Annotated in this window: 22 protein-coding genes, 3 tRNA genes and 1 pseudogene; 16 read left to right on the top strand and 10 right to left on the bottom strand. The window is 27.8% G+C overall.

What is annotated here, in order from left to right:
- Window positions 1–45: 45 nt before the first annotated feature.
- From QIA41_RS03270 to QIA41_RS03260, 3 genes are all read left to right on the top strand, one after another.
- Window positions 46–118, top strand: a tRNA-Phe gene (locus QIA41_RS03270).
- A 19-nt stretch (window positions 119–137) separates the two neighbouring features.
- Window positions 138–210, top strand: a tRNA-Phe gene (locus QIA41_RS03265).
- 31 nt (window positions 211–241) lie between these two features.
- A complete protein-coding gene (locus QIA41_RS03260) occupies window positions 242–1,819 on the top strand; it encodes an HD domain-containing phosphohydrolase (protein ID WP_320292597.1) in 1,578 nt (525 codons plus the stop codon).
- On the opposite strand, the gene rsmD is transcribed toward QIA41_RS03260, so the two are convergent.
- On the bottom strand, window positions 1,797–2,333 hold the full coding sequence (rsmD, locus tag QIA41_RS03255; RefSeq protein WP_320292596.1) for a 16S rRNA (guanine(966)-N(2))-methyltransferase RsmD: 537 nt from the start codon (window positions 2,331–2,333) through the stop codon (window positions 1,797–1,799). The two genes, QIA41_RS03260 and rsmD, sit on opposite strands and share 23 nt — an antisense overlap.
- A 92-nt stretch (window positions 2,334–2,425) precedes the next feature.
- Here rsmD and QIA41_RS03250 point away from each other — a divergent pair, with 92 nt between their 5' ends.
- From QIA41_RS03250 to QIA41_RS03220, 7 genes and pseudogenes are all read left to right on the top strand, one after another.
- The gene (locus QIA41_RS03250; RefSeq protein WP_320292595.1) at window positions 2,426–3,262 is read left to right on the top strand and encodes a UTP--glucose-1-phosphate uridylyltransferase; all 837 of its coding nucleotides are present in this window, start codon (window positions 2,426–2,428) and stop codon (window positions 3,260–3,262) included.
- Window positions 3,249–4,977, top strand: a pseudogene (locus QIA41_RS03245) (BB_0208 family protein). The gene QIA41_RS03250 and the pseudogene QIA41_RS03245 overlap by 14 nt, the downstream one beginning before the upstream one ends.
- A 43-nt stretch (window positions 4,978–5,020) precedes the next feature.
- Window positions 5,021–5,788 (top strand): tetratricopeptide repeat protein, encoded by a 768-nt coding sequence (locus QIA41_RS03240; RefSeq protein ID WP_320292594.1) that lies wholly within the window; start codon window positions 5,021–5,023, stop codon window positions 5,786–5,788.
- Window positions 5,781–8,339, top strand: a complete 2,559-nt coding sequence (locus QIA41_RS03235) for a tetratricopeptide repeat protein (RefSeq protein ID WP_320292593.1) — start codon at window positions 5,781–5,783, stop codon at window positions 8,337–8,339. The genes QIA41_RS03240 and QIA41_RS03235 overlap by 8 nt, the downstream gene beginning before the upstream one ends.
- 6 nt (window positions 8,340–8,345) lie before the next feature.
- Window positions 8,346–10,190 carry a DNA mismatch repair endonuclease MutL gene (gene mutL, locus QIA41_RS03230; RefSeq protein WP_320292592.1) on the top strand — a complete coding sequence of 615 codons (1,845 nt, stop codon included), beginning with the start codon at window positions 8,346–8,348 and terminating at the stop codon, window positions 10,188–10,190.
- 18 nt (window positions 10,191–10,208) lie between these two features.
- A complete protein-coding gene (locus QIA41_RS03225) occupies window positions 10,209–11,243 on the top strand; it encodes a coiled-coil domain-containing protein (RefSeq protein ID WP_320292591.1) in 1,035 nt (344 codons plus the stop codon).
- A gap of 27 nt (window positions 11,244–11,270) precedes the next feature.
- Window positions 11,271–11,344, top strand: a tRNA-Ile gene (locus tag QIA41_RS03220).
- A 19-nt stretch (window positions 11,345–11,363) separates the two neighbouring features.
- On the opposite strand, the gene QIA41_RS03215 is transcribed toward QIA41_RS03220, so the two are convergent.
- Both QIA41_RS03215 and efp read right to left on the bottom strand, forming a co-directional pair.
- Entirely contained in the window at window positions 11,364–12,017 is a 654-nt protein-coding gene (locus QIA41_RS03215; protein ID WP_320292590.1) for a hypothetical protein, read from the bottom strand.
- Window positions 11,995–12,573, bottom strand: a complete 579-nt coding sequence (efp, locus tag QIA41_RS03210) for an elongation factor P (RefSeq protein ID WP_320292589.1) — start codon at window positions 12,571–12,573, stop codon at window positions 11,995–11,997. Before efp ends, QIA41_RS03215 begins: the two co-directional genes overlap by 23 nt.
- Window positions 12,574–12,747: 174 nt before the next feature.
- Between efp and QIA41_RS03205 the strand changes: the two genes are divergently transcribed.
- The 4 genes from QIA41_RS03205 to pstB all read left to right on the top strand — a co-directional run bounded on the left by QIA41_RS03205 (window position 12,748) and on the right by pstB (window position 16,910).
- Window positions 12,748–13,587 (top strand): PstS family phosphate ABC transporter substrate-binding protein, encoded by an 840-nt coding sequence (locus QIA41_RS03205; RefSeq protein WP_320292588.1) that lies wholly within the window; start codon window positions 12,748–12,750, stop codon window positions 13,585–13,587.
- Window positions 13,588–13,676: 89 nt separating this feature from the next.
- A complete protein-coding gene (gene pstC, locus QIA41_RS03200; RefSeq protein ID WP_320292587.1) occupies window positions 13,677–14,585 on the top strand; it encodes a phosphate ABC transporter permease subunit PstC in 909 nt (302 codons plus the stop codon).
- A gap of 104 nt (window positions 14,586–14,689) precedes the next feature.
- Window positions 14,690–16,126: a phosphate ABC transporter permease PstA gene (gene pstA, locus QIA41_RS03195; RefSeq protein ID WP_320292586.1), complete on the top strand. Its 1,437-nt coding sequence runs from the start codon at window positions 14,690–14,692 to the stop codon at window positions 16,124–16,126.
- A gap of 1 nt (window position 16,127) precedes the next feature.
- Complete coding sequence (pstB, locus tag QIA41_RS03190) at window positions 16,128–16,910, top strand: phosphate ABC transporter ATP-binding protein PstB (protein ID WP_320292585.1); 783 nt, start codon at window positions 16,128–16,130, stop codon at window positions 16,908–16,910.
- Between the two features lie 2 nt (window positions 16,911–16,912).
- On the opposite strand, the gene QIA41_RS03185 is transcribed toward pstB, so the two are convergent.
- Genes QIA41_RS03185 through QIA41_RS03160 form a run of 6 tightly spaced genes read right to left on the bottom strand, consistent with a single transcriptional unit; the run spans window position 16,913 to window position 21,846 of the window.
- Complete coding sequence (locus QIA41_RS03185; protein WP_320292584.1) at window positions 16,913–17,734, bottom strand: ZIP family metal transporter; 822 nt, start codon at window positions 17,732–17,734, stop codon at window positions 16,913–16,915.
- 42 nt (window positions 17,735–17,776) lie between these two features.
- The gene (locus QIA41_RS03180; protein WP_320292583.1) at window positions 17,777–19,561 is read right to left on the bottom strand and encodes an alanine--tRNA ligase; all 1,785 of its coding nucleotides are present in this window, start codon (window positions 19,559–19,561) and stop codon (window positions 17,777–17,779) included.
- Window positions 19,561–20,778 (bottom strand): flagellar motor switch protein FliG, encoded by a 1,218-nt coding sequence (locus QIA41_RS03175; RefSeq protein WP_320292582.1) that lies wholly within the window; start codon window positions 20,776–20,778, stop codon window positions 19,561–19,563. Before QIA41_RS03175 ends, QIA41_RS03180 begins: the two co-directional genes overlap by 1 nt.
- A complete protein-coding gene (pgl, locus tag QIA41_RS03170) occupies window positions 20,765–21,472 on the bottom strand; it encodes a 6-phosphogluconolactonase (RefSeq protein ID WP_320292581.1) in 708 nt (235 codons plus the stop codon). Before pgl ends, QIA41_RS03175 begins: the two co-directional genes overlap by 14 nt.
- Before the next feature lie 25 nt (window positions 21,473–21,497).
- Entirely contained in the window at window positions 21,498–21,686 is a 189-nt protein-coding gene (locus QIA41_RS03165) for a hypothetical protein (protein ID WP_320292580.1), read from the bottom strand.
- 31 nt (window positions 21,687–21,717) lie between these two features.
- Window positions 21,718–21,846, bottom strand: a complete 129-nt coding sequence (locus QIA41_RS03160) for a hypothetical protein (RefSeq protein WP_418909354.1) — start codon at window positions 21,844–21,846, stop codon at window positions 21,718–21,720.
- 236 nt (window positions 21,847–22,082) lie between these two features.
- On the opposite strand from QIA41_RS03160, the gene dusA reads away from it, so the two are divergent.
- On the top strand, window positions 22,083–23,090 hold the full coding sequence (dusA, locus tag QIA41_RS03155; RefSeq protein ID WP_320292578.1) for a tRNA dihydrouridine(20/20a) synthase DusA: 1,008 nt from the start codon (window positions 22,083–22,085) through the stop codon (window positions 23,088–23,090).
- Here dusA and serS read toward each other — a convergent pair.
- Entirely contained in the window at window positions 23,080–24,357 is a 1,278-nt protein-coding gene (gene serS, locus QIA41_RS03150; protein ID WP_320292577.1) for a serine--tRNA ligase, read from the bottom strand. The genes dusA and serS overlap by 11 nt on opposite strands.
- Window positions 24,358–24,496: 139 nt before the next feature.
- On the opposite strand from serS, the gene QIA41_RS03145 reads away from it, so the two are divergent.
- Window positions 24,497–25,198: a hypothetical protein gene (locus QIA41_RS03145; RefSeq protein WP_320292576.1), complete on the top strand. Its 702-nt coding sequence runs from the start codon at window positions 24,497–24,499 to the stop codon at window positions 25,196–25,198.
- Window positions 25,199–25,204: the final 6 nt, after the last annotated feature.

Here is a 25,204-nt window from a genome sequence, read left to right as displayed (position 1 = left end):
CAAACATATATACTTATGAAAAAATTAAGATACTAGAGGAAAAAAGCTGCTGTAGCTCAGTTGGTAGAGCATAGGACTGAAAATCCTTGTGTCAGGAGTTCGATTCTCCTCGGCAGCATGTTAACTAAATCACAATTGTCGCTGTAGCTCAGTTGGTAGAGCATAGGACTGAAAATCCTTGTGTCAGGAGTTCGATTCTCCTCGGCGACATCATTTATTTAAAGATTAAAAGGATCTAAAAGTGATACTTAAAGAAATAAAGCAAATAAAGGATCTAAGTGAAGAAGACGTAATTTTTGCAAGAATAGGGAATTTATCAAAACTTGGCACAAGAGTAAATGAAAAAATTATCAAAATACTTGCCAAAGGTAATACATCGTACATTCCTGTACTCAAAAAAGAAGAAGATGAGTCGTATGAGACCTTGATAAAAAAAATAAATGAAGAAATTTTAAATGATGAACTTAATTATTTAAGAGAAAAACTAATAGATAATCTAAAAGACGTATATAAGCCCTTTAAGGAAGACGACCCAATATTTTTTACCAAAGGGAAAAAACCACTCATGAAAATAAATACATTAATGGAAGCTGAGCCCAATCAAATTTATTGGAAAGAAATACTAGAAGGAAGTCTTAAAATACTTCCAAGACACAAAATAATATCTTTGCAAAAAATTTTATTAGAAATATATCATTATTTTGATGTTCAAAAACTTAGGACAAAAGAAAATCTTAACGATAAAAAAACTTTAAAAAAATTATATTTATATTCTGCTAGAAGAGATTATGAGTTTTATAAAGGAAAAGTCAAAGCAGAAGGCGATTCAATACTGCTACATTCAGTAGACACAACAATTTATTTTTTAATTACAATTGCAAATTTAAACAAAATAAGATCTTTGCAAAATGCACCTCGTTCAACTATCAAATTTTTTCTTGATAAAAATGAATATACCGAATTTACAGAATTTTTTTATGTAGAAGATATAATACTACAAGCGTCACTTGGATCATTGCTACACTCAATAGGATTAATGCATATAACAATATTGGAAAATATAGGAAATAAAATAAGCCTTAAAGATAAAAATTTAAAAGAACAACACAAATTAAAAATAGAACACTTGGAAAAAAATGTTAACATTGCCAAAAATTTGTTTAGAACAAGGGAGGATATTTCGGCTATTACAAAAATGATAATCAATGGGCAAAAAGACTACCTTGACGCAACTGGATATCCTCAGCTAAAAACTAACAAATTCATTCATGAACTTGTTAGAATTTTTTGTGTAATAGATACTTACGATGAATTGGTAAATCCAATAATAATAAAAGAAAGCGCCAACCCTTTAGAAGCTATCAAATTCCTAATAGAAAATAGCGGAAAATACTATTGGAACAAAGAAGAACCAAGCAAGCAAGCAAAAAACAAAAAATTTGACATTAAGATGCTAGAAAATTTTCTAACAATACTTGCACCTTTTGATTATGGACAAATAGTAAGAGTCGCCAAAGAAAATAATAATGAAAATCTTTTCCAAGCTGCTGTTATTGAATACAAAATGAACATTTTGCCAAATTTATCTATAATAAACAAAAAAAACCAAACTTACAAAATAGAAGAAATAATAATGGATCTTGAAAACAAGGAAATTTTAATAAAAGATATAAATGGAAATTACAAAAAAAATCCATTAAAAATGGTGGACGATTTTGTAATAAAAAACAACATTCAAGAATTAAATAAAAATGAAATTCAACTCATTCTCTTTAACTATGAAAGAAAACCAAACCCTACAATAGCCTTAAAAAAATAAGTTTTGATCCCCCATACTTTTTCAAATTATAAACTGAAAATTTTGATGTATTTATATCCAGATCTTCGCTAAAAGGACAATGCATAATAATATTAACTTTATCATTTAAAATTTTACCTTTTAGAATAATTTCAAGTAAATTAACCTTATTTTTATAATTAAAAGGAGGATCAAGATAAATAAAATCATAAAAAAGATCTTTTTTGCCTAAAAAATCTTCTGCTCTTTGAAAAAAAAATTTATAAAATTCCTCAACAAAGCTAAAATTTTTCTCCAATGTAATTTTAATTTTTTTATTGCATTCAACAAGATGCGCAAGACTTGCTCCTCTGCTAAGAGCTTCAACGGACATTATACCAGTCCCCGCAAAAACATCTAAAAATTTTGAATTAATAATATCCTTGAAAATAATAGAAAAAAAAGCTTCTCTTACAAGGGACATCACGGGCCTAACAGTGCTAGCCCTGGGGAAAAAAATTTTTTTACCTTTATATTTACCCGAACTTACATACATAAAAAAAATTTTAAAACAATTTTTAAAAACATTGAATAGATCAATATATAAAATTAAATTTTTGCTATAATCTTATTTCAAGAGAGAAAATAATGAAAGGCATTATTCTAGCAGCTGGATATGGAACAAGGTTTTTACCAATAACAAAAACAATCCCAAAAGAAATGTTACCAATTTTAAACAAACCAGCTATAGATTATATTATCCAAGAATTTATTGATTCAGGAATAAAAGATATTTTATTAATAAGCTCAAGGCGAAAAAAAGCTCTTGAGGATTATTTTGACAGAGAAATTGAACTTGAAAATAATTTTTTAAAAGAGAATAAAAAAAATGAGTTGGAAAAGATTAAAAATAAAAAAATTAATATAAGCTTCATAAGACAAAAAGAAATGTTGGGCACGGGAAATGCACTGCTTTATGCAAAACCCTGGATAAATAAAGAGCCCGTAATTGTGGCCTACCCTGACGATCTTCACATTGGAAATCCACCATTAAGCTTACAATTAATCAAACTTCATGAAAAAACCGGAAAGAATATAATATCTATCATTGAAAATCCAGAAAATATAAACAGATACGGAGTAATAGAACTCTACAAAGACGAAATCCACGTAAAAGACATTGTTGAAAAACCAAAAATTGGAAATGAGCCTAGCAATAAAGCATCTATTGGAAGATTTTTGTATAACCATGAGTTTTTTGAACATTTAGAAGAAGGATTTAAACTACATCAAAAAGGTGAATATTTTCACATTTATGCTTTAAAAAAGCTGATGAGTCAAAAAAAAGTATTGTATAAAAATATTAAGGGGAAAAGAATTGACATAGGAACTCTTGAGGGTTATTTAGAGGCAATAATAAATTTTGCAAAAAAAGATAAAAATTTAATGGAAATTATAAAAAAAGGAATAGATGAAAACGATTAAAAAGGATCCAGAATTTTATGATTCCCTTGCTACATTAAAAAAGTACATAATCAAACATATAGAAGAAAAAGTTTTAAAATATAGTATTTCTTCTCAACTTTACAAATTAGAAAAACCTGAAATAATTGAACTTATTAAAATTAGCAATGATTATGAAAAGGAAAAAAATGAATTAAATACTTCACTTGAAGAATACTACTACAAAAAAACTAAAACTGAAATAATCAAAAAATGGATATTAGAAATCATAAGAAGTAAAAATCTCACTCAAATAAGTAAAGAAGACAATTTCAGTCCCAAAACCCTGGGAATAACATATAAACTAAAATCCAACAACTTTTTAAAACTAATTGAAATACAAAATAACCCTTATTATTCTCAAGAAAAAAAAAACATTTACAAGCAAATTATATTAAACTTTTCTAGCAATATTAACATTGATAACTTAGAGCAAACAATAGACATTCTAGTAGCTGTAAGAAACAAGAATAAAATTAAAATATTAAATATATTAAATAAAAATTTTAAAAATCAATTAGAAAATCAAAAAGTTTTTAAATCAAGCTTAATCAATAAAGAAAGCAGATTAATAAAACTAAAAAAAATACTAATACTTACATATTGGCCGGTTGGGTGTTTAAGTAGAAGCATTTTCATCAAAATCTTAATAAAGCATTACAAACACTTGGAAGAAGAAGTTTTAACACTAAAATACAATGAAATTTTAAACTATTTGCGTGCAATAAAAACTTTAAGTTTAAATGAAATTTTTTACAAAGGTTCGAGTAAAAATATTAACTTTAATTATTTCTTCAGTGATTTTACACAATACACTCCACAAGATTTTAAAGACACATTAAAGTGTTATTTATATGTGATTGAAAAAACAATAATAAAAAAATATTTAACTTGGTTTTTTAAAGACAAAATATCGAATAATTGGGAATCTTTCATAGCTGCACTTGAATACATTGAAAAACATAAATTAATCAACATAAAAGAAAAAATCAAAGAAATTATAAACGCAAAATTTCAAACAGAAGATTTTTTTATATCTTTTGACAAAACAAATTTCAATCCTTACGAAAGCTCTCCCATATTTAAAGAAAAATACATTAAAAATGTATTCATACAAAGTATGATGCACTATGTCAAAAAAAATTCTAAAAATATAGAAACTTATGGATGGATTGCATTCTATATTTATGCCGATAATATTGATAAAAAAATTTTTTATCAATATATGAAAGATTTTTTTAAAACCAAAACTTTTGAAATACAAAATCAAATATTTGTATATTTTCTATCTTTTTATCCCAATATTGAAAATAAGCATTTCAAATTCATATCAGACATGCTACTTTATCTTGACGAAAATAAAATTACAATACCTAAAAAAATAATAAAAATGCAAAAAATAAATCCCAACCAACTAGATTATCAAAGATCATACATTTTAATAAGATCACTAAAAACAAGATCAAGAATTCTAAAAATTATTCTCAAAAATATAAAATTCAATCTTATTGAAAAACTAGAAGATGAAAACGAGAGGAAATTATTACCAGCAATATGTTATTTAATATATTGTGAGAATCTGGTAAAATTAAAAAACAATAGAAAGATAAAATCTAATGAAAAAAATAGTTTGTTAGAATTTATTTTTTTTCAAAACAAAATTGAAGCAAGAAATAAATTTTAAGAGAAACTTATGAAAGCTGGAGACATTTAATCTAAATTAAGTAGAATGGGAAAAAAATGAGGATATATTTTTTATTAAATAAAAAATGCAAAATTTTTATTTTATTTTTAATTTTAATATTTAATTCAAAATTAGCATATTCTCAAAGGCTAATTAGAATTGGCAAAGAAGAAATGAAAAACAAAAATTACGTTCAAGCAATAGAAACGCTAAGCGATGCTATTAAAAAATATCCAAAAGTACAGCTTGGATACTACTTTTTATCAATAGCATACAGAGAAAACAATCAACTAACAGAAGCAGAGGGGGCTTTGCTAGATGGAATTGCAATAGGGGGCGAGATTGATTACATACTATATTATGAATTAGGCAATATAATGTTTAACAGAGGGGAAGGATATTATCCTTTGGCAATAAAATATTATTCTAATTCTATTAAAAGCAAACCCAATTATGACAGCGCTCTGCTAAACAGAGCTAATGCCTATGTTCAACAGGGCAAAATAACATCTAAAGAAAAAGAATACCAAAAGGCCTGGGATTCATATACTATGGCTATTCACGACTACTCACAATTTATCACCCTTAGGTCAAAAACAGAAAAAAAAGATAGCATTTTGCTTATAATAAGCTATTTAAGAAATGAAAAAATTACTCTTGAAAAACTTGACAAAAGTTTAAAGGGACGAACCGAGCATATTGTATACGCAAAAGAAGATAAAAATCAAATACTTAAAGATGGTTTTAAAGACAATCTGGAGACAAATTCTTTAATTGAGCTAGAAAAACTTAATTGGCAAGAGGAGTTATATATAGATGAATAAAACACGTACAAATTTTTCGGTATTATTGCTTTTAATTTTCTTACTTATTTTATCATTTGGAGGTTTTGGCTACTACATATATCAAAACAAATTGAATGATAAAAATCAAGAAATAATGCTAAACGAAGTTAAAAATAGCGTAATAGATCGAAACTATAAAAAAGCATATTCTGTTGCAAAACTTATGCAAGACAAATACCCGCAAAATGAAGATATTGAAATGCTTACAAATACACTAGCAGAGATTGCCAACAGCAGTCCTTTTGAATCAAACGACTTGCAAAGAGATTCTACCAATCAAATCTTAGACAAGATCAAAGGTCAAGACAATGCAAAATCAAATGTAAACGAAAATTTTGATATCGCATTTAATAATAGATACATTAAAGACAGCGCAATAACAGAAAACTATTCTGACAGAAACGATGATGTTAGTATTGAAGATGAAGACATATCTGAATTTAAAAAAAGCAAAATACCGGAAAAAATAAACCCAAATACAAAGCAAGAAGAAGAAGAAGAAGACCAAGTAATACAATCTCCAAATCTCAAATCAAACGTTGATGATCAAAAAAATTTATTTAATTTAGAAAAACTAAAAAAAAATTTAAGTAAAAAATCAAATAATGAAAATATTTTAAATAATGCTCAAAAAATAGAAGATGGTAATCAAAACACAAATTTTTCCAAAGAAAAAATTTCAGAGCATATTTTAAAAAATCCAAACAACGATAAATATTCAAACAAGGATAATGATGTTCTATCTTTTAACAAAGACTCTTCAAATTTTAGAAAAGAAAGTAACCCTTCTTTATCCAATCAAACAATAATAGGAAAAATTAATAGACCATATAGTTACTTAATAAAAAAAGAGCTTTATGAAATATTAGACAATATTAATACGGGTAAAGTCACAATTGGAAAAAACAGATTGAAAGAATTAATCAAAAAAGGTTTGAGTAACAAATTCCAAAAAGTAAATGAGTTAATTGAAAGTTTTAAAAACAAAGAAGCCTCCGGTTTACTATTAACCTTAATAAAAAAAGATATTGAACCAAATTTAATTAATATGCCAAAAGATCCTTACAAAAAAGACATTTCTCAATTAAATACAGAAGATAAGAAAATACAGCACTCAGAAGACCTAAAATCTAAAATTTATTCAATAAAACCTATTGATCTTGAAAACACAAAAACCAGGCAACAAGCCATTAAAGATCTAAACGAATTCCTCAACATCAATCCCAATGATACTTATGCCTCTAACACTTTAGCTCAAGCTAATAAAATACAGCACTCAGAAGACCTAAAATCTAAAATTTATTCAATAAAACCTATTGATCTTGAAAACACAAAAACCAGGCAACAAGCCATTAAAGATCTAAACGAATATCTCAACATCAATCCCAATGATGCTTATGTCTCTAAAACTTTAGCCCAAGCTTATGAAAAGAATGGAGATCTGCTAAAAGCAGAAAATATATATGAAAAAATTACCAAACTCACAAATATCCAGGAAGATTACTATAAACTTGGAATTATTAGATTCAAGCTTAAAAAGTATGAACCCTCAATAGAATCATTTGATCAAACAATAAGGCTCGATCCAAAACATAAAAAAGCACATAATAATAAAGGAATAGCTTTAATGTTGCTAAATAAAAACAAAAAAGCAATAGAATCTTTTGAAAAAGCAATACAAATTGATAACAATTATGATACTGCATACTACCAAAAAGGAATAGCCGAAGAAAAAAATGGCGATATGCAACAGGCATTCGCAAGCTTTAAAAACGCCTACGATCTTGACAAAAAACTTAATTACGCATTAAAAGCTGGAATAGTGTCAAACAATTTAGGCAACTTTAAAAAAAGTGAAGAGTATTTAAGTTTTTTTAACGACAATTCAAAAAACCCCAACGAAATAGCTATTTATAACCTATCAATAGCAAAATTTGAAAACAATAAACTTGAAGAATCTCTTGAAACAATAAACAAGGCTATTAACTTAAATCCAGAAAAAAGTGAATATTTATATTTAAAAGCATCTATAAATCTTAAAAACGAAAACTACCTAAATGCTATATCGCTTTACAACTTAGTAATTGAAAAAAACCCTGAAAATACCTCAGCATACATAAATTTAGCAAAAGCATATGAAAAATCAGGGAATAAGAATCAAGCAATCTCAACTCTTGAAAAGATAATAAACAAAAACAATAGATTGGCCTTAAACAATCTTGGAATACTTTACAAAAAACAAAAAAATTATCAAAAAGCAATTGAAATTTTTGAAAAAGCAATAATCAATTCAGATATTGAAGCAAAATATAATCTTGCAACCACTTTAATCGAAATTAATGACAACACAAGGGCCAAAGACCTTCTAAAGGAATATACAAAATTAAAACCAAACAGTCCAGAAGCTCTACACGCGCTTGGAATAATAGAATATAATGAGGATAACAATGATCAAACATTAAGAGAACTTGTCAAAAAATTTCCAAATTACAAAAAAAATGAAAATATTAAAAAAATAATAGGAACGTAAATTTCAATGAACAAAATAAGATTCTTAGATAAATACTTAGTTCAAAAAATAGCAGCAGGAGAATCAATAGATAGACCATGTTCAATATTAAGGGAATTGTTAGACAATTCAATAGACTCTGGAGCCACTAAAATTGAGGTTTTTCTCGAAGAAGGGGGAATTCACAAAATCTTAATAATAGATAATGGAAGCGGAATAGGTCGAGAGGATTTAAAAATCTGCTACCTACCACACACTACCTCAAAAATATCCTCAGAAGAAGATTTAAGAAAAATAGAAACTCTAGGGTTTAGAGGAGAGGCTCTCTCCAGTATTGCAATTTGCTCCAACATTTCAATAACAAGCTCAATAAATAACAATGAAAGCTATCAAATAGAAATAGAAAATGGAATTGAAAAATGCTTTAAAAAACAACCAGCCATAAACGGAACAATAGTAGATGTTACAAAAATATTCCATAACTTCCCAGCAAGAAAAAGATTCTTAAAGCAAGAACCTATTGAAACAAAAATGTGCCTAAAAGTTTTAGAAGAAAAAATAATAACTCACCCCGAAATCGATTTCGAGATTAATTTAAATCAAAAACTAAGAAAAATTTACTTTAAAGAATCCTTAATTGATAGAGTACAGAATGTATATGGCAATGTAATAGAAAATAATAAATTTAAAGTGTTAAAAAAAGAGCATGAAAATATAAAAATGGAAATATTTTTAGCACCAGCTGATTTTTCTAAAAAAAGCAAAAGACATATCAAAACATTTGTCAACAGAAGACTTATCGATCAAAAAGATCTCTTAGAAGCAATAACTAATGGACACAGCAGAATACTCTCCCCTGGAAACTTTCCAATATGTTATTTATTTTTAGAAATAAACCCTGAATACATTGACTTTAATATTCACCCTCAAAAAAAAGAAGTAAAATTTTTCAATCTTCCATTTTTATTTAAACTAATATCTGACAATATTAATAATTTTTTCGATAAAGACACAAATGACTACAACGACATAATAATAAAAAGACAATTAACAGATGATGATCATTTAATAGAAATGATAAACCAATCGGAAAGCTTTAACAAAGCTAGCACATACAACATACCACAAAATAAAAATTTAGAATCAGAAAATACCGCAAACGAATTAAACAAAAATATACTACAAAACGACATTGGACTTAGAAAATATAATTCAATTGTGCAAAATAGACCAACACTTAAGGAAAATATTACAAGCACTTTCTCTGACAACTTTTTAGAGTTTGAAAATTCGCTAAACATAAAACAAGAAGAAGAAGGAGAAGAAATAAAATTTAACTATATTGGACAAATATTTTCTGAATTCTTGATCGTCGAAAAAGTAAATGAAATTTACTTCATAGATCAACACGCAGTTCACGAGAAAATAATATATGAAAAACTTAGAAATTCAAAAAAAACTGTTCAAAAGCTTTTAATACCAATTGAATTCACAATAGTTGATAACAACATAGAAGAAATTATAGATAGTGAAATTGAAGAATACAAAAAAATGGACATAATAATTTCTAAAATAGACTCTAAAAAATATCAACTAGAATCTATCCCTAATATTTGCAATCAATATGAAAACACTCTTATTCATTTTTTACAATCAAGAAGCAGTAGGACAATAAATTCTCTTGAATCTGATTTATATGCTACTATTGCCTGTAGAAAGGCTGTTAAAACAAATGACATATTAAGTGTTGAGTTTAGCAAATTTTTAATAAATGAATTTTTTAAACTAGAAATCAAACATTGCCCTCATGGACGAAAAATTTATTATAAAATATCTAAATTTGATCTTGAAAAAAAAGTTGCCAGAGCATAGAATAAAACAAGAGTCATCATGATAAAAAAAATCAAATCTGAAATAAGTTTGTTAAAGCTAGAAAAAGAAAAAGACTTAATTGAACTTGGAAAAATATTAAAAAATAACAATACAGTGGAATTAAAAAATTTAAACCACTATCCTAATCTAAAATTAACAGAAAAAAAATTGTACCAAATGAAAAGCAATTTAAGCAAATCAGAAGAAAATGAAAATATATTAAAAAATTTAAACAAAAAAATTTATATTCTTAAAACAGAAGATAAATCTGTTAGCAAATCGTACAAAAAAACCCTTAAAGAAATTGCTATAACAATAATCAAAATTTATCCTCAAAACCTAGAATTAATATCAAAATACAACATGAATTTTTCTAAATTGAACCTTGAAAAATATAAAAAAATAGAATTAACTAACGATTATAAAACAAAAATTTATTTGCAAAGAATAATACTTAAAATCAAATCTGCAATAAACAATATCATAAATATGGTAAATGTTTATAAAATATCAAAAGAATTCGAAAAACAAGTATTAACGAAATATTACATTTCTGAAAATTTTGAAAGCATAATAAATGAATTTTCATTAAATAAAAAATTAAGCAATGCAATTATTAAAGAATTCAAAATAATAAATGAAATTAAAATAAATGTAAAAAGCATGGAAGAAGAAATCAAACAAATAATATATAAAAGCAAAAAAGAAAAAATATACAAAAAGAATCAAATACAACACGAAATCAATGTTATTATAAAAAATAAAGAAAATATTTTAAAAAAAATTGCTGAAGAATTTATCGAAACCACCAAAAAAGATAAAATCACAACTAAAACCAGTGCAATTGGCTCAGTAATCCAAAAAATAGAAAAAACAAACCAAAAAATATTAAACTTAAGTAATGATTTAATAAAAATCTCAAAACAAGAAGAAATAAAAAACATTCAACAAAAAATGCAAGTCCTAACAAAAGAAAAAGATAAAATTAATAACAAATTAAATGCCTTAACTTCTAAAATAGAAGTTCTTCAACATGAACTTGACAATGAATAAAAAATAAATATAATAAATTAAAGCTAAGGGCCTATAGCTCAGTTGGTTAGAGCACCCGACTCATAATCGGTAGGTCCCAGGTTCAAGTCCTGGTGGGCCCAATTTGATCTTTTAATCTTTTTAATTAATCTTAAAAAAAAGATTTGAATTTTTTTCGATATAATAAAAGCTTATGTAATTATCCAATGTTTTATCAATCTCTAAAGTGTCTAATGAATCAACTTTAACAACTGAAGAGGTGGGGTATAGCTTGTCTTTAAAAGTTTTAACAAAAAATACTTGAGAATTGCTTAACTTATTTAACATTGCCATATCCTTAGACTTATATACATAATCATGAACATCATCTAAATCGTATTTTGACATACCTAAAGAAATAACAATCTCTCTATTGTATACCCTCATTCCCTTATCAAAAAGACGAACAAATGCAGTAAAATCTTCAAAAGTTTCGTCAAAAAAATTAAACCTCAAATCTCGACAATACAGAATATCCCTACCAAGGCTAGAATCAATGAAAAAAGAGCTATAATCATCCTTAACCACTTGGATAAACTCACCGGTATTCTTATTCTCTATTGACAATTTAAAAACATCTTTTGGATTTAGAACTTTAATTGCAAAATCAAAACTCATAAAATAATCTAGACGATTCTCGGTAAAATAATAATTTATCTTATAATCAAGTTCTTTTATCTCGGGATAACTTATTTCACAAGAACAAACAATACAACAGAAAAATAATATTAATTTAACTTTTAATTCGCTCTGCATACTCTTTGGTTTCAGAATTAACTAAAACTTTATCTCCAACATTAATAAAAAGTGGAGCCTTTACTACAAGCCCTGTATTAAGAGTAATATTTTTCATTGCATTTGTTACAGTATCGCCTTTAACAGCTGCTTCAACTTCTACGACTTCAAAAGCAATTTTTGGAGCCAACTTAATATCAATAACCACATTATCAAACATTATAAGGGAATAGATTTCCGACTCATGCAAAAAAGGTACCTTATCTTGAAAATTAGCACTTTCTTTTAAGTCCAAACTAACTTGATCATAAGTTTCTAAATCCATAAAAACCAAAACGTCTTTATCTTTGTATAAATACTGAGCACTAACTTCATAAATTTCAATTGATTCTGCAGTATCCGCCCCTTTTAAAGTTTCTCTAATAACAAATTTGTTTTTTAAGTTCTTAAGCTTTAACCTTACTATTGCCCCTCCCCTACCTGTTTTTGAAAACTCTCTTTCAATAACAATATGGGGAACTCCTTTGATAAGCAAAAAAGAACCTTTTTCAATCTCACTAGATTTCACTACCGCCATTTAAATACCTCTCAAAACTTAACATACAAATCTAGTAGTAATTTATACCAAAAAATTAAAATATTTACTATTATTCCCTCAATTATAACTTAATCAATAAATCAATAAAGTTAATTTACAATTGACTTATTTTAAATTAATGATATTATATACTTAAACAAAGGAGTTTGCTTGATGAAAAAATTTATTATCTTAATTTTTATGTTGTCAACAGGTTTATTATACAACTGTAAAAATCAAGACAATGAAAAAATTGTATCAATTGGGGGATCTACAACTGTAAGCCCAATACTAGACGAAATGATTTTAAAATATAGCAAAATAAACAGTAATACTAAAGTAACATACGATGCACAAGGAAGTAGTGTTGGTATAAACGGATTATTTAACAGAATATATAAAATGGCCATATCATCAAGAGATTTAACAAAAGAAGAGATTGAACAAGGAGCAAAAGAAACTGTATTCGCTTATGACGCTTTAATTTTCATCACAAGTCCTGAAATAAAAATTACAAATATTACAGAAGAAAATTTAGCTAAAATACTAAATGGGACAATTCAAAATTGGAGACAAGTAGGAGGACCAGATGCTAGAATCAACTTTATTAATCGAGACTCCTCTTCTGGCTCTTATTCATCTATAAGGGAGCTACTTCTTAATAAAATATTTACAACTCACGAAGAATCTCAATTTAGGCAAGACGGAATAGTAGTAAAATCCAATGGAGAGGTAATTGAAAAAACAAGCCTTACTCCAAACTCAATAGGATATATAGGTCTTGGATATGCAAAAAATGCAATAGAAAAGGGTTTAAATATACTTTCTGTAAACAGTACATACCCTACAAAAGAAACAATAAATAGTAATAAATACACCATTAAAAGAAATTTAATAATAGTTACAAATAGCAATTATGAAGATACAAGCGTAACTCAATTTATTGATTTTATGACAAGCTCAATCGGACAAGATATCATTGAAGAACAAGGTTTTTTGGGGATAAAAACATAATTAAATTACAGAAAAGATTACTTGACTTAATGTTAAATCGAGTAATACAATTTAACACTGATATGAGCTTTAAGGGATTCTTTTAAAAAATGCATCTAAGCTTAAAGACAAAAAGAAAGATAGTTGGAATTATCTTTAAATCTTTTATTCTTATATCTGCAATAATCAGCTCCTTATCAATAATATTTTTAGCTACGTTTATTTTAAAAACCGGAATAACGCCATTTGTTACTAGCAAAATTAATATTTTAAACTTTTTATTTAGTACAAATTGGGATCCTACTAGCAATCTACAAAAATCTTATGGCATCTTGGCATTCATTATTAATTCCTTTTTAACTACATTTTTTTCTATTTTAATCGCTTTACCAATTGGATTGGGATTCGCAATATATTTATTTGAAAAAGCAAAAGGACTTTATCGCCAATTTTTACAAACAGTAATAGAGCTTTTGGCAGGAATTCCTAGCGTGGTTTACGGATTTTTTGGAAGCACATTTATTGCCACTTTAGTAAAAAACATTTTTCAAAGAGAAGACAATTTGGGATACAATTTAATAAGCTCATCACTCATATTAAGCATAATGATAGTTCCTACAATAATTAGCGTTTGCTATTCATCACTTAAAGCCGTTCCCAAATCATATAAATTTGCATCTCTTGCATTAGCAGCAACAGACTGGCAAACAATATATAAAATAATAATACCATCGGCTAGTCGAGGCATTTTAGCAGGAACGATATTAGCAATAGGAAGAGCTATTGGAGAAACAGTAGCAGTATTAATGGTTGGAGGAGGCTCTCCTCTTTTTATAAAAAATATATTTTCTCCTATTAGAACGCTAACTGTAAATATTGCCATGGACATGGGATACGCCTCGGGTACACATAAAGAAGCTCTCTTTTCTACAGCTCTAGTGCTATTGCTATTTTCAATAATTACAAATTTACTCAAAAATTTTATACTATCTTCAAACAAAAGGTTAAAGAAAAAGTGACCAAAGCTCAAATAAACAAATTGATTAACAAATTCTATTTCTTTATAATTAATTTCATTGCTTATTTTTTAACAGCACTACTAATTTTTCTAATAGGGTATATATTGTATAACTCTTTGTTTTATTTCAAAAAAAAACAAACCTTATTTTTAAACAAAACTCAAAATTTTGTGCCATTTGAAACAGAAGACAACAAAGAAATACAAATTGCTTTTATCGTTAACAAAAATGTGAATATAGATACAATCTCAACAAAAGACATTTACAATATATATAATAATAAAATTTCACACTGGGGAAGTATTTCAGATCAAGGAATTGATATTATACCTATTGCCAATTCACTTGAGAGCATATCTAACAAGGCTATTCTAAGAACACTAACCAAAAACAATTCATTTAATCAAAGATACGTAAAACTCGAACCATCTACTCAAAAAATGCTTCAAACCATAAATAGCACAACGGGCTCTGTGGGTTATTTAACAAAAGAAGAATTTGAGTCCTTGGATTTTAAATTATATCCCAACATTAAAGCTTTAAAAACAAAAGCTATGTCTGTACTAATAAGTAAAAAAACTTTAACAAAAAATGAAAATGAAATAATTACTACACTAGGTGTTAATGAAGTTGAAAAACTTATCAAAGGTACAGAAAAATGGGTTAATTTAATATCAAAGGACATTAAATTAAAAATAATAAAATTTATTGGCCAAAAAGAAAAAATAATACAGACTATAGAACAAACAGAAGGTGCACTAGCAATTGTGCCTTGGCATTATTTTCAAAATATTGAAGCACCATTTATTAGAATGCATTACTTTGATAAAAGTAGTCCTTTGAATTTAAATTTCATATTATCTGTTCCAAGAGATTCTGGTGCATATGGTGGAATTTCTTACCTGATCTTAAATACTTTTTATGTAATATTACTAACAATTGTTATTTCAATATGCATTGGAATAGGTACTGGCATAATGCTTGCCGAATACACTTCTAATAAAGTATTTTATAAAATACTATCTATGAGTGTCGACATTTTGTCTTCAATCCCTGCAATAATTTTTGGACTTTTCGGACTGATATTTTTTGTGCCAATTTTTGGGATGGGAATACTTTCAGGGGCAATAACAAGTTCTTTAATGATATTACCAATGATTGTTAAAACAACCGAAGAAACCTTTGCAACAATCCCAAAATCATACAAGTATGCCTCATTCGCCCTAGGAGCAAACAAAACAGAAACCATAATTAAAATTATGGTTCCAGCAGCTATTCCGGGAATACTAACAGGAATAGTCCTTGCAATAGGAAGAGCTTTAGGAGAAACAGCTGTACTGCTTTTTACAATGGGAACAAATTTGGGACTTGCGACTAATTTAAATGAACCATCAAGAACATTGACTGTGCACTTACTGATGTTATTCCAAGAAGGACACCTGGACAAAGGATTTGGGACTGCTTCAATACTTGTAATAATGGTACTCGTGATAAACTTAACATCAAAATTTTTAATAAACAAATTATATAGGATTAAATAAAGTGGTAAAAGAAAAAGATAAACCAAAAAATGAAATTATAATAGAAACAGAAAATTTAAATCTATTTTATACAGACTTTAAGGCTTTAAACAAAATAAATATTAAAATATTAAAAAATAGTATCACTGCTTTAATAGGACCATCTGGATGCGGTAAATCAACATTTTTAAGAACTCTAAACAGAATGAATGACCTTGTTGAAGGCATTAAAATAGAGGGCAATGTAATATATGAGGGAAAAAACATTTATTCAAATAATTTCGATATTCTAGAACTTAGAAGAAAAATAGGAATGGTATTCCAAACTCCTAATCCATTTTTAATGTCTATCTATGATAACATAAGCTATGGCCCAAAAATTCACGGAACAAAAGATAAAAAAACGCTAGATGAAATAGTAGAACAATCGCTAAAAAAATCTGCACTCTGGGACGAGGTCAAAGATAAACTCAATACTAATGCCTTAAGTTTGTCAGGAGGGCAACAACAAAGGCTCTGCATTGCAAGAACTCTTGCAATAGAGCCAAATGTAATATTAATGGATGAACCTACTTCCTCACTAGATCCGATATCAACAGGCAAAATTGAAGAGCTAATAATAAACTTAAAAGAAAGCTACACAATAATCATTGTAACCCATAACATGCAACAAGCCGGAAGAATATCTGATAGAACTGCATTTTTCCTTAACGGATGCATTGAAGAAGAAAGCCCAACTGATGAACTATTCTTTAATCCTAAAAATACTAAAACTGAAGAATATATCAGTGGAAAATTTGGTTAATTTCAACCCAATGAAACATCAAGAAACATCATTAATGTAAAACCAATAACACCAAATATACTTGGCACTTTATTGTCAATATCTTTTCTCTTAGCCTCGGGGATTAATTGTTCAATGGATACATAAATCATAGCTCCTGCTGAGAAAGCTAAAGCAAAAGGCAAGATTCGAGTAAAAGAATAAACCGCATAAGCACCCATAAGGCCCCCTACAATTTCTACTAAGCCCGACATTTGGCCATAATTAAAGCATTTTGCCAAAGGAACATTGCCCCTTCTCAAAGGCAGAGAAATAGCCGCTCCTTCGGGCATATTTTGAATACCAATACCAAGCGTAAGAAGCATAGCCCCAACCAAAGTTTGAATATCTGGACTAGATGCCAAAGCCCCAAAAGCAACTCCAACAGCTAATCCTTCTGGAAAATTGTGCAAAGTAACAGCTGTAAAGAGTAAAAAATCTTTTTTCCCGTGCTTGGTTAAATCTTCATCAATAAAAGTAAGTTTATCAAGATCTGGAATAAATACATCCACAATATATATAAAAAATGCCCCAACAAGAAATCCAAAAACAGCTGGCATCCAAGTGATATATCCCAGCTCTTCAGCTCTTTCTATGGCCGGCTGAATAAGAGAAAAAAAACTAGCCGCTATCATAATACCTGCTGAAAACCCAAGCATAGCATCCATTATTTTATTATCTACTTTTCTAAAGAAAAAAACTGCTCCTGCTCCAAAAGCTGTGGTAAACCAAGTAAAAGTAGAACCTAAGAGTCCTAATAATACAGGATGTAAAGTCAATAAATAATCCAAAATTGATTTTATCATAAAACCTCCTTATTAAAATAAATCAACAAATAATAAATAATTTTACTTATTAATTAAAACAGCCTTTATTCTTCTTATACCTGAAGATGAGGATTGTTCTTTTTGTATTTTAAAAATACCAAGCTCATTGGTATTCTCTACATGAGGGCCTCCACAAACTTCAAGTGAAAATCCATCTATCTCGTAAACGCTCACCAAATTATCATATTTTTCCCCAAAAAGAGCCATCGCTCCTTTTGCTCGAGCTTCATTTAATTCCATTATAGACTTTTTCACAGATAAAGAATTTTTTATCTGTAAGTTAACAATCTCTTCAACTTTTTTTATCTCATCATCTGTCATCTTTTTAGAATGGATAAAATCAAACCTTAATCGCTCAGCAGTAATATTACTTCCTTTTTGCTTAACATGATCACCTAGTACTAATTGAAGCGCCTTATGAAGCAAATGGGTTGCTGTATGTAACTTGGTGGTCTCATAAGTATAATCAGCAAGCCCTCCTTTAAAGATTTTGTCACTTCCTTTCTTTGAAGTCTTTTGATGCTTTTTAAAATATTCATTAAAACCTAACTTATCAACATTAAAGCCATATTCAAAAGCAAGCTCTTCTGTTACTTCATATGGAAACCCATAAGTATCGTAAAGCTTAAAGGCAATATCACCAGGAATAGTCTTGGAAGGTAAATTTCGTGTTATTTTAATAAATTCTTGCTCACCTTGAAATAAAGTTCTAAAAAACTTTTCTTCTTCTGTGCTCAATTCCTTTTTAATGAAGTCTTTTTTTTCTGTTAACTCATTATAAAAAGATCTATAAATAGCCTCTACAGAATCAACAAGATCAGCTAAAAAATAGGATTTTATTCCAAGCTTTTTTGCATACCTAATAGATCGCCTTATCAATCTTCTTAAAACATACCCTTGGCCTAAATTGGAGGGAAAAATAACAGAACTATCAGCAAGAATAAAACAGGCCGCTTTAACATGATCAGAAATTATTCTAATATACTTATCATCGTCTTCTTTTTGTCCATAAATTTTACCAGAAATAAATTCTATTTTCTTTATTATAGGTATAAATGCATCCGTATCATAAACTGAAGACTTGCCTTGCAAGAAAGCAATCGTCCTTTCAAGACCCATTCCTGTATCAACACATTTTCGATCCAATTCTACGTAATTACCATTTCCATCTTTATTGTATTGCATAAAAACATTATTCCAAATTTCAAAATACTTGCCACAAGAACACGTAATACTACAGCCAAGAGAACACTCAACCTTTCCGGTATCCACATATATTTCAGTATCTGGTCCACAAGGCCCTTTAGACCCAACAGGTCCCCAAAAATTATGCTCCTTGGGAAGATAGTATATTCTATCTTTAGGAATACCCAAGCTTTCCCAAACTTTAGCCGTCTCTGTATCACGAGGAATCTCTTGATCGCCTTCAAAAACACTCACATAAAGACTATTTTTTGGAATATTTAAATAATCAGAAGACGTCAAAAATTCAAAACTACACCTTACAGAATACTCTTTAAAATAAGCTCCAAGAGACCAATTACCAAGCATTTCAAAAAAAGTTAAATGACTTAAATCTCCAACCTCATCAATGTCGCCTGTTCTCAAACATTTTTGAACATTAACAAGCATATCTCCTGATGGATGTACTTCTCCAAGAAGATAGGGAATAAGGGGCTGCATGCCGGCTGTATTGAAAAGAACCGTCGGATCATTTTCAGGAACCAATGATTTACCCATTATTTCAAAATGTTTTTTTGATCTAAAAAATTCAATATATTTTTTACGCAACTTGTCAAGTGTCATTAAATAAATTCCTCATTTTTTCTATATATTACTAAATCGCCTTTTAAAGTTAAATTTTTAATATAATTAATAAAAGACAATGTCATAGTTTTTAAATCTTTTTTACTTATTTTTCCTAAAAAAGCTTCTTCATCTAAAATAATTTCTTTGCGCCTTTTTGAAACATTTGAAAGCATTTTACTTCTAACCTCATCGGTTTTATCTTTAATAATAATTGCAATCTCTTTATCCGTAAATTCTCTTAAAATATTATGCAAATCATTATCCATGATCCTTAATATTACATTGATATCAAATATTTTTTCTCGAATTTCATTGTCTAAAACAGGATTTAATTCCCGCATATTAATTTTATTAAGAAGATTTTTCTCCTCATTAGAATCCATATAGCTTAAAATATCAACAAGTATTTTAGATCCATCAAGTTTATCTGTTTTAAGTCTTCCTTGCATCTTAAATCTATCCTTAAGCTTATTTGAAATTGCCTCTATAGTCTCCATACTCAATTGCCTTGGTTTAGCAAGATCTTTTATAAATTCTCTCCTGTCTTCTTCTCCTAACATTGAAAAAACATACTTTTTTTGATCCTTATTTAAATAATTATATATTATTACAAGCGTTTTAATATTTTCATCTTTAATTAATGCCCAAAGTTGTTCATGTTCAATTTGAGATAAATAGTCAAAAGGAATAAAAATATCATTACCGGTAACTTTTTTATAAATTGATTTGGCTTTAGATTTACCTAATGTTTTATTCAACAATTCATAAGCAAAATTATCATCAACTTTAACATACTTTTTTTCATTTCTTAGCAACTCTTCAAATTCTTTGATAATATGATCTTTTTCTTCTGGGGCAATATAACTAATCTTTGAAATTTCTCTGGTAATCAAGATTATATCTGAATCATCAAGTTCAGACATAATCTTTGCGGATCTCTCAAGTCCAATAGCTAAAAAATATTTTGCAATCTTTGTAACTTTACTCTCTTTGCGAATAAACCTCGGCTTTAAATCATCAATATTATTGGATCTAGATTCAACAAGAGCTTTATTTTTATCACCCTTAATAAGACTTATCCAAGATCTAAGCATAGAACCTTGAATCTCTGAATCGGAAAAGTTTTTATTTAAACCTAAAGAATCAATTTCTTCAACGGTTTTTTTGCCTAAATTTTTAGTATTTTTATACTTAGAAAGTCTAGGATCCTGCATAACCTTCATCTCTTTTGATGTTTGTAAGAACTAATAAATTAGGATGCTCTTTGAGAAGTCTAGCTGGACATTCATTAACAGAACTATTCAAACTCAAAAAATTTTCTAAAGCACGCTTTTTATCAACTCCCATAAATAACAAAACAATAGCTTTTGAATTAAACAAAGATTTGGGTGTTAAGCTTATTCTTTTACTAGGAAATTTAGGAGAATTATATTCGTACTGATAACCTTCTACATCCGAAAATAATAGTTTTCTTGAGGGGAAAAGCGATGCAATGTGCCCATCCTCACCAACAGAAAGTAAAATAAGATCAAAAATATTAAACCTAGAATTAAATTCAATATTGTAATCATAAATAACCGTGGTTTCATCTACTTTGTTATAAATAAAAGCATGAAACTTGGAAATACTTATTAAATTTTTATCGACCATTTTTGAAAAAAAATTTTTATTTAAAAGATTGTAATTGCTATTTTCGTCATTCAACGGAACACAACGTTCATCAACTAAAAAAAAATGTGATCTTCTAAAAGAAAAATTTTGCTTAAGAAAAACACTTAAAAAGTTGACTATACTTCGACCACCACAAATTCCAATACTTGTATATTTATCTTTATCTATATTCATATTAAAAAAATCAAAAAATCTATTTTTTAAATAATTCTCTTCATCAGAATATAAAAATTCCATTTAATTTCCTTTAATATATATTAATCTAAATAATAAGAAATGATTGTAACGATCCCCAATCTTTTTGAGGATAAAGCTTTTGATTAACAAAGCTTCCATCAACTGAAAAAAATTCAAAATATTCTTGATTTGCATTTTTAATTTTACCTAATTTAAAAATAAAATGTTTTGAAAATTCCAAAGCTGTCAATTCTGCAGTTCTGATTGAATCCACTAATATTTAGAACTTCATATCATTAATTTTATCAAAAATAATACCTTGAACCTCCATCATTATTAATTAACAAACCTTGATTACAAAGCTCAACAATATTTTTTTCTACTACTTTAATTTTCTCAACGTCAACCGCATTAACAACTAAAGAAACATACATATTATACCTATAGCAAAAGTTTTTTATAATCCTGTTCATCAAAAACCACAAACCCCATTCTACACAAATAGTCATTATTAAATCCTAATTTAATAAAAAAGTTTTTCAAATTAGATAATTTTAATCTCTAAAAAATAACAAAAAACAAATTTTTTCTTACAAAGATATAACAACTCCTTCTAAAAATAAAAACAAATAATTGTTAAATTAGCTCGTTTATTTTAACATATTATACAATGTTAATGAATCGAAAAATATCAATAGCCCCAATGGTAAACATTACAGACGAGCATTTCAGATATTTAATAAGACTTTTATCGAAAAAAGTTGCATTATATACTCCAATGATTTCTGCAAAGTCAATAATTATGGGTGATGTAAAAAAATTTTTAAAACAAACCCCTTTAGAATCTCCAATTGCAATTCAAATAGCAACAAGCTCTAAAAATGATGCTCTTAAAGCTATTCAAATTCTTGAAAAACACTTCAATTTTGATGAATATAACCTTAATGTTGGATGCCCATCTATAAAAATCCAAAATGCAAGTTGTGGAGCTTGTCTAATGAACAATGCCAATCAAGTAGGCGAAATTTTAAAAGCAATGAAAGAAAATACAAATAAGCCTATTTCAATCAAACATAGATTGGGCATAAGGCTTTTATCAAGTGATTACAAAAATGAAAGTTACTCTGAAGTAAAAAACTTTGTCAAAATAATCTCAGATTTTGGTATTAAAAATTTTATTGTACATGCAAGAGTTGCAATACTAACGGGATTTTCTCCTAAGAATAATAGGAATATTCCAAAATTAAGACATGAATTTGTATATAATCTTAAAAAAGAAAATAAAAACTTGTTTATTGAGATAAATGGGGGAATCAATAACTCAGATCAAATTAAAAAACACTTATCTGCTGTTGATTCTGTCATGATTGGAAGAAGTGCATTTGAAAATCCATACTTTATTGCAAACGCTGCAAGGGAATTCTTAAATGAAACTGATAAAATTCCCACAAGAAAAGACATATTGATGCAAATGATAGAATATATTAAAGAATACGAAAATTATTTGTCAATAAATATATTATTTAAACATCTCATGGGAATAACATTTTCCAAAGAAGGAGCTAAAAAATTTAGGCAAAATTTAACAGCACCATTTCCAAAAAACTTAAGAAAACATGAAATATTATTAAAAGCCATGGAAACCTTGCCTGAAAAAATACTAAATTCTAATTCTTAAAAGGAATGTAATCAAAACCTGTGTACTTAACCAAGTTTTTAGGAATTCTAACTCCCCCCTTTTTATCCTGAAAGTTTTCAAGTATGGAAATAATAACTCTAGTTGTAGCTATTGCTGTTCCATTTACCATGTGTGCAAATTTATTTTGCCCATCTTGATCTTTATATCTAATTTTAAGCCTTCTTGACTGATAATCTGTACAATTTGACGTTGAAGTAACCTCCCCATAGCCACCTTTGCCATCTCTTCCAGGCATCCACGCTTCAATATCATATTTTTTATAAGCTGGCGAACCAAGATCAAAAGAACAAATATTTAAAACTCTATAAGGAATCTCAAGCTCAGCAAAAATTTGCTCTTGAATGCTTAAAAATTCATCATGAACAACCTGAGATTCTTCTGCTTTGCAAAAACAAAACATCTCCACCTTGCTAAACTGATGAACCCTATAAAGACCCTTTGAAAGCTGACCATAAGCTCCAGCTTCTTTTCGAAAACAATGTGAAAATCCCGCCATTTTTATTGGTAAAGTGAGATCTATTATTTTATTATAATAGTAACCACCAAGCGTAATCTCAGAGGTACCTACAAGATATTTATCTGTATCTTCAATTTTATAAATATTGCTTTCCTTGCCACGAGGATTAAAACCGATCCCATCAACTATAAACTCTCTTGCAACATCGGGGGTAATAAAAACATCAAAACCTTTTTCTCTTAATTTATTCAAAGAAAAATTAATTAAAGCGATTTCTAAAAAAACGGCTTCATTTTTAAGATAATAAAATTTACTACCACTAACCTCACGAGCTCTGTCAAAATCTAGAAGGTCTAAATCTCTGCCAAGCTCTAAATGGTCTTTTGGCTTGAAATCAAAATTTGGAACAACTCCCACTTTTTTTATTTCAAAATTATCTTCTTCGCTATTACCGATAGGCACATCGGGAGACAAAATATTAGGTACTCGCTTATTTTCAAGATCAAAATCAAAAGATACTCTCTCAAGCTCTTTTTCTAGATCAATAAGCTGTTTTTTTAAAATCTTTCCGGTTTCTATTAAAGAGATTTTTACTTCCTCATTGAGATTTTCCCGCATTTTCAAGGAATTGTCATTTCTTTTTGCATTAAGCTCACCAATTTTGGTGATTATTTTTTTTCTCTTATCATCAAGACAAATTAATTTATCAATATCTAAAACAAGCCCTCTTGCTTTAATGCTTCTCTTAACAAGATTAAGATTGCCTTTAATAAATTTCAGATCAAGCATCTTATCTCCTACGATATGTCATAAGTAAAATTAAGTGAAATTTTTAAACAAAATTACAAACAATATTAATTCATATCAAGGTTATTATATAATATCTTATAACAGGATTAAAATAAATAATACAGGGAGAAATCATCGCATGCTAAATCCAAGAACAATAAAAGCAACTTTTGTATTAATATCTACATTAATGATTTTTAGCGGATGTACAAAAAAATTGACAAAAATAAATTTCAAAAATATTGACTCAAATATAAACAAAATGAATTCTTTAATAATCACTTCAATGAGTTCAAAAGAAGAATTAAAATTTTTTGAATACAACATTAGAATACCTAAATTAATAATTGAAGGAAAAGAAAAAGGAAATCTTGAGGAACTAAATATTGAGCTTAATGAATATGTAAATCAAATTGTAACAAGACTTGATATTGTTAGTAACGAGCTTAAACCCGAGAATAAAAAATTCAGCTTAAAAATAGACTATGAAATTTATCACGGATATAATACTTATACAATAATACTTATTTCAACTCAAGAAATCAATGATACCCCTATTACAAATTACAGAAGCTATTACATTCAAGATAATGGAAATTATATTCATAATATTGACGACATAATTAAAACAGATGAAGCATTCCCATTTTTCACAAAAAAAATTCAAGAAAAAATTTTACCTAACGAATTATTATTTGATTTACAGCAAGCAGTAATTTACTTTGAAAACAAAAAAATTATTATTAGATTCCCTGAATATACATTTAAACTAGACGACACAGAAGAGCTGCAAAACATATTTGAATTTAATGCAAGCGAAATAGCACAATTTGTAAAATAAAAAAAG

The organism is Borreliella sinica (assembly GCF_033969665.2).
GTDB classification, from domain to species: Bacteria; Spirochaetota; Spirochaetia; order Borreliales; family Borreliaceae; genus Borreliella; species Borreliella sinica.
Note: the sequence above shows the minus strand (reverse complement) of the source record. Positions and strands in the feature narration are given on the sequence as shown.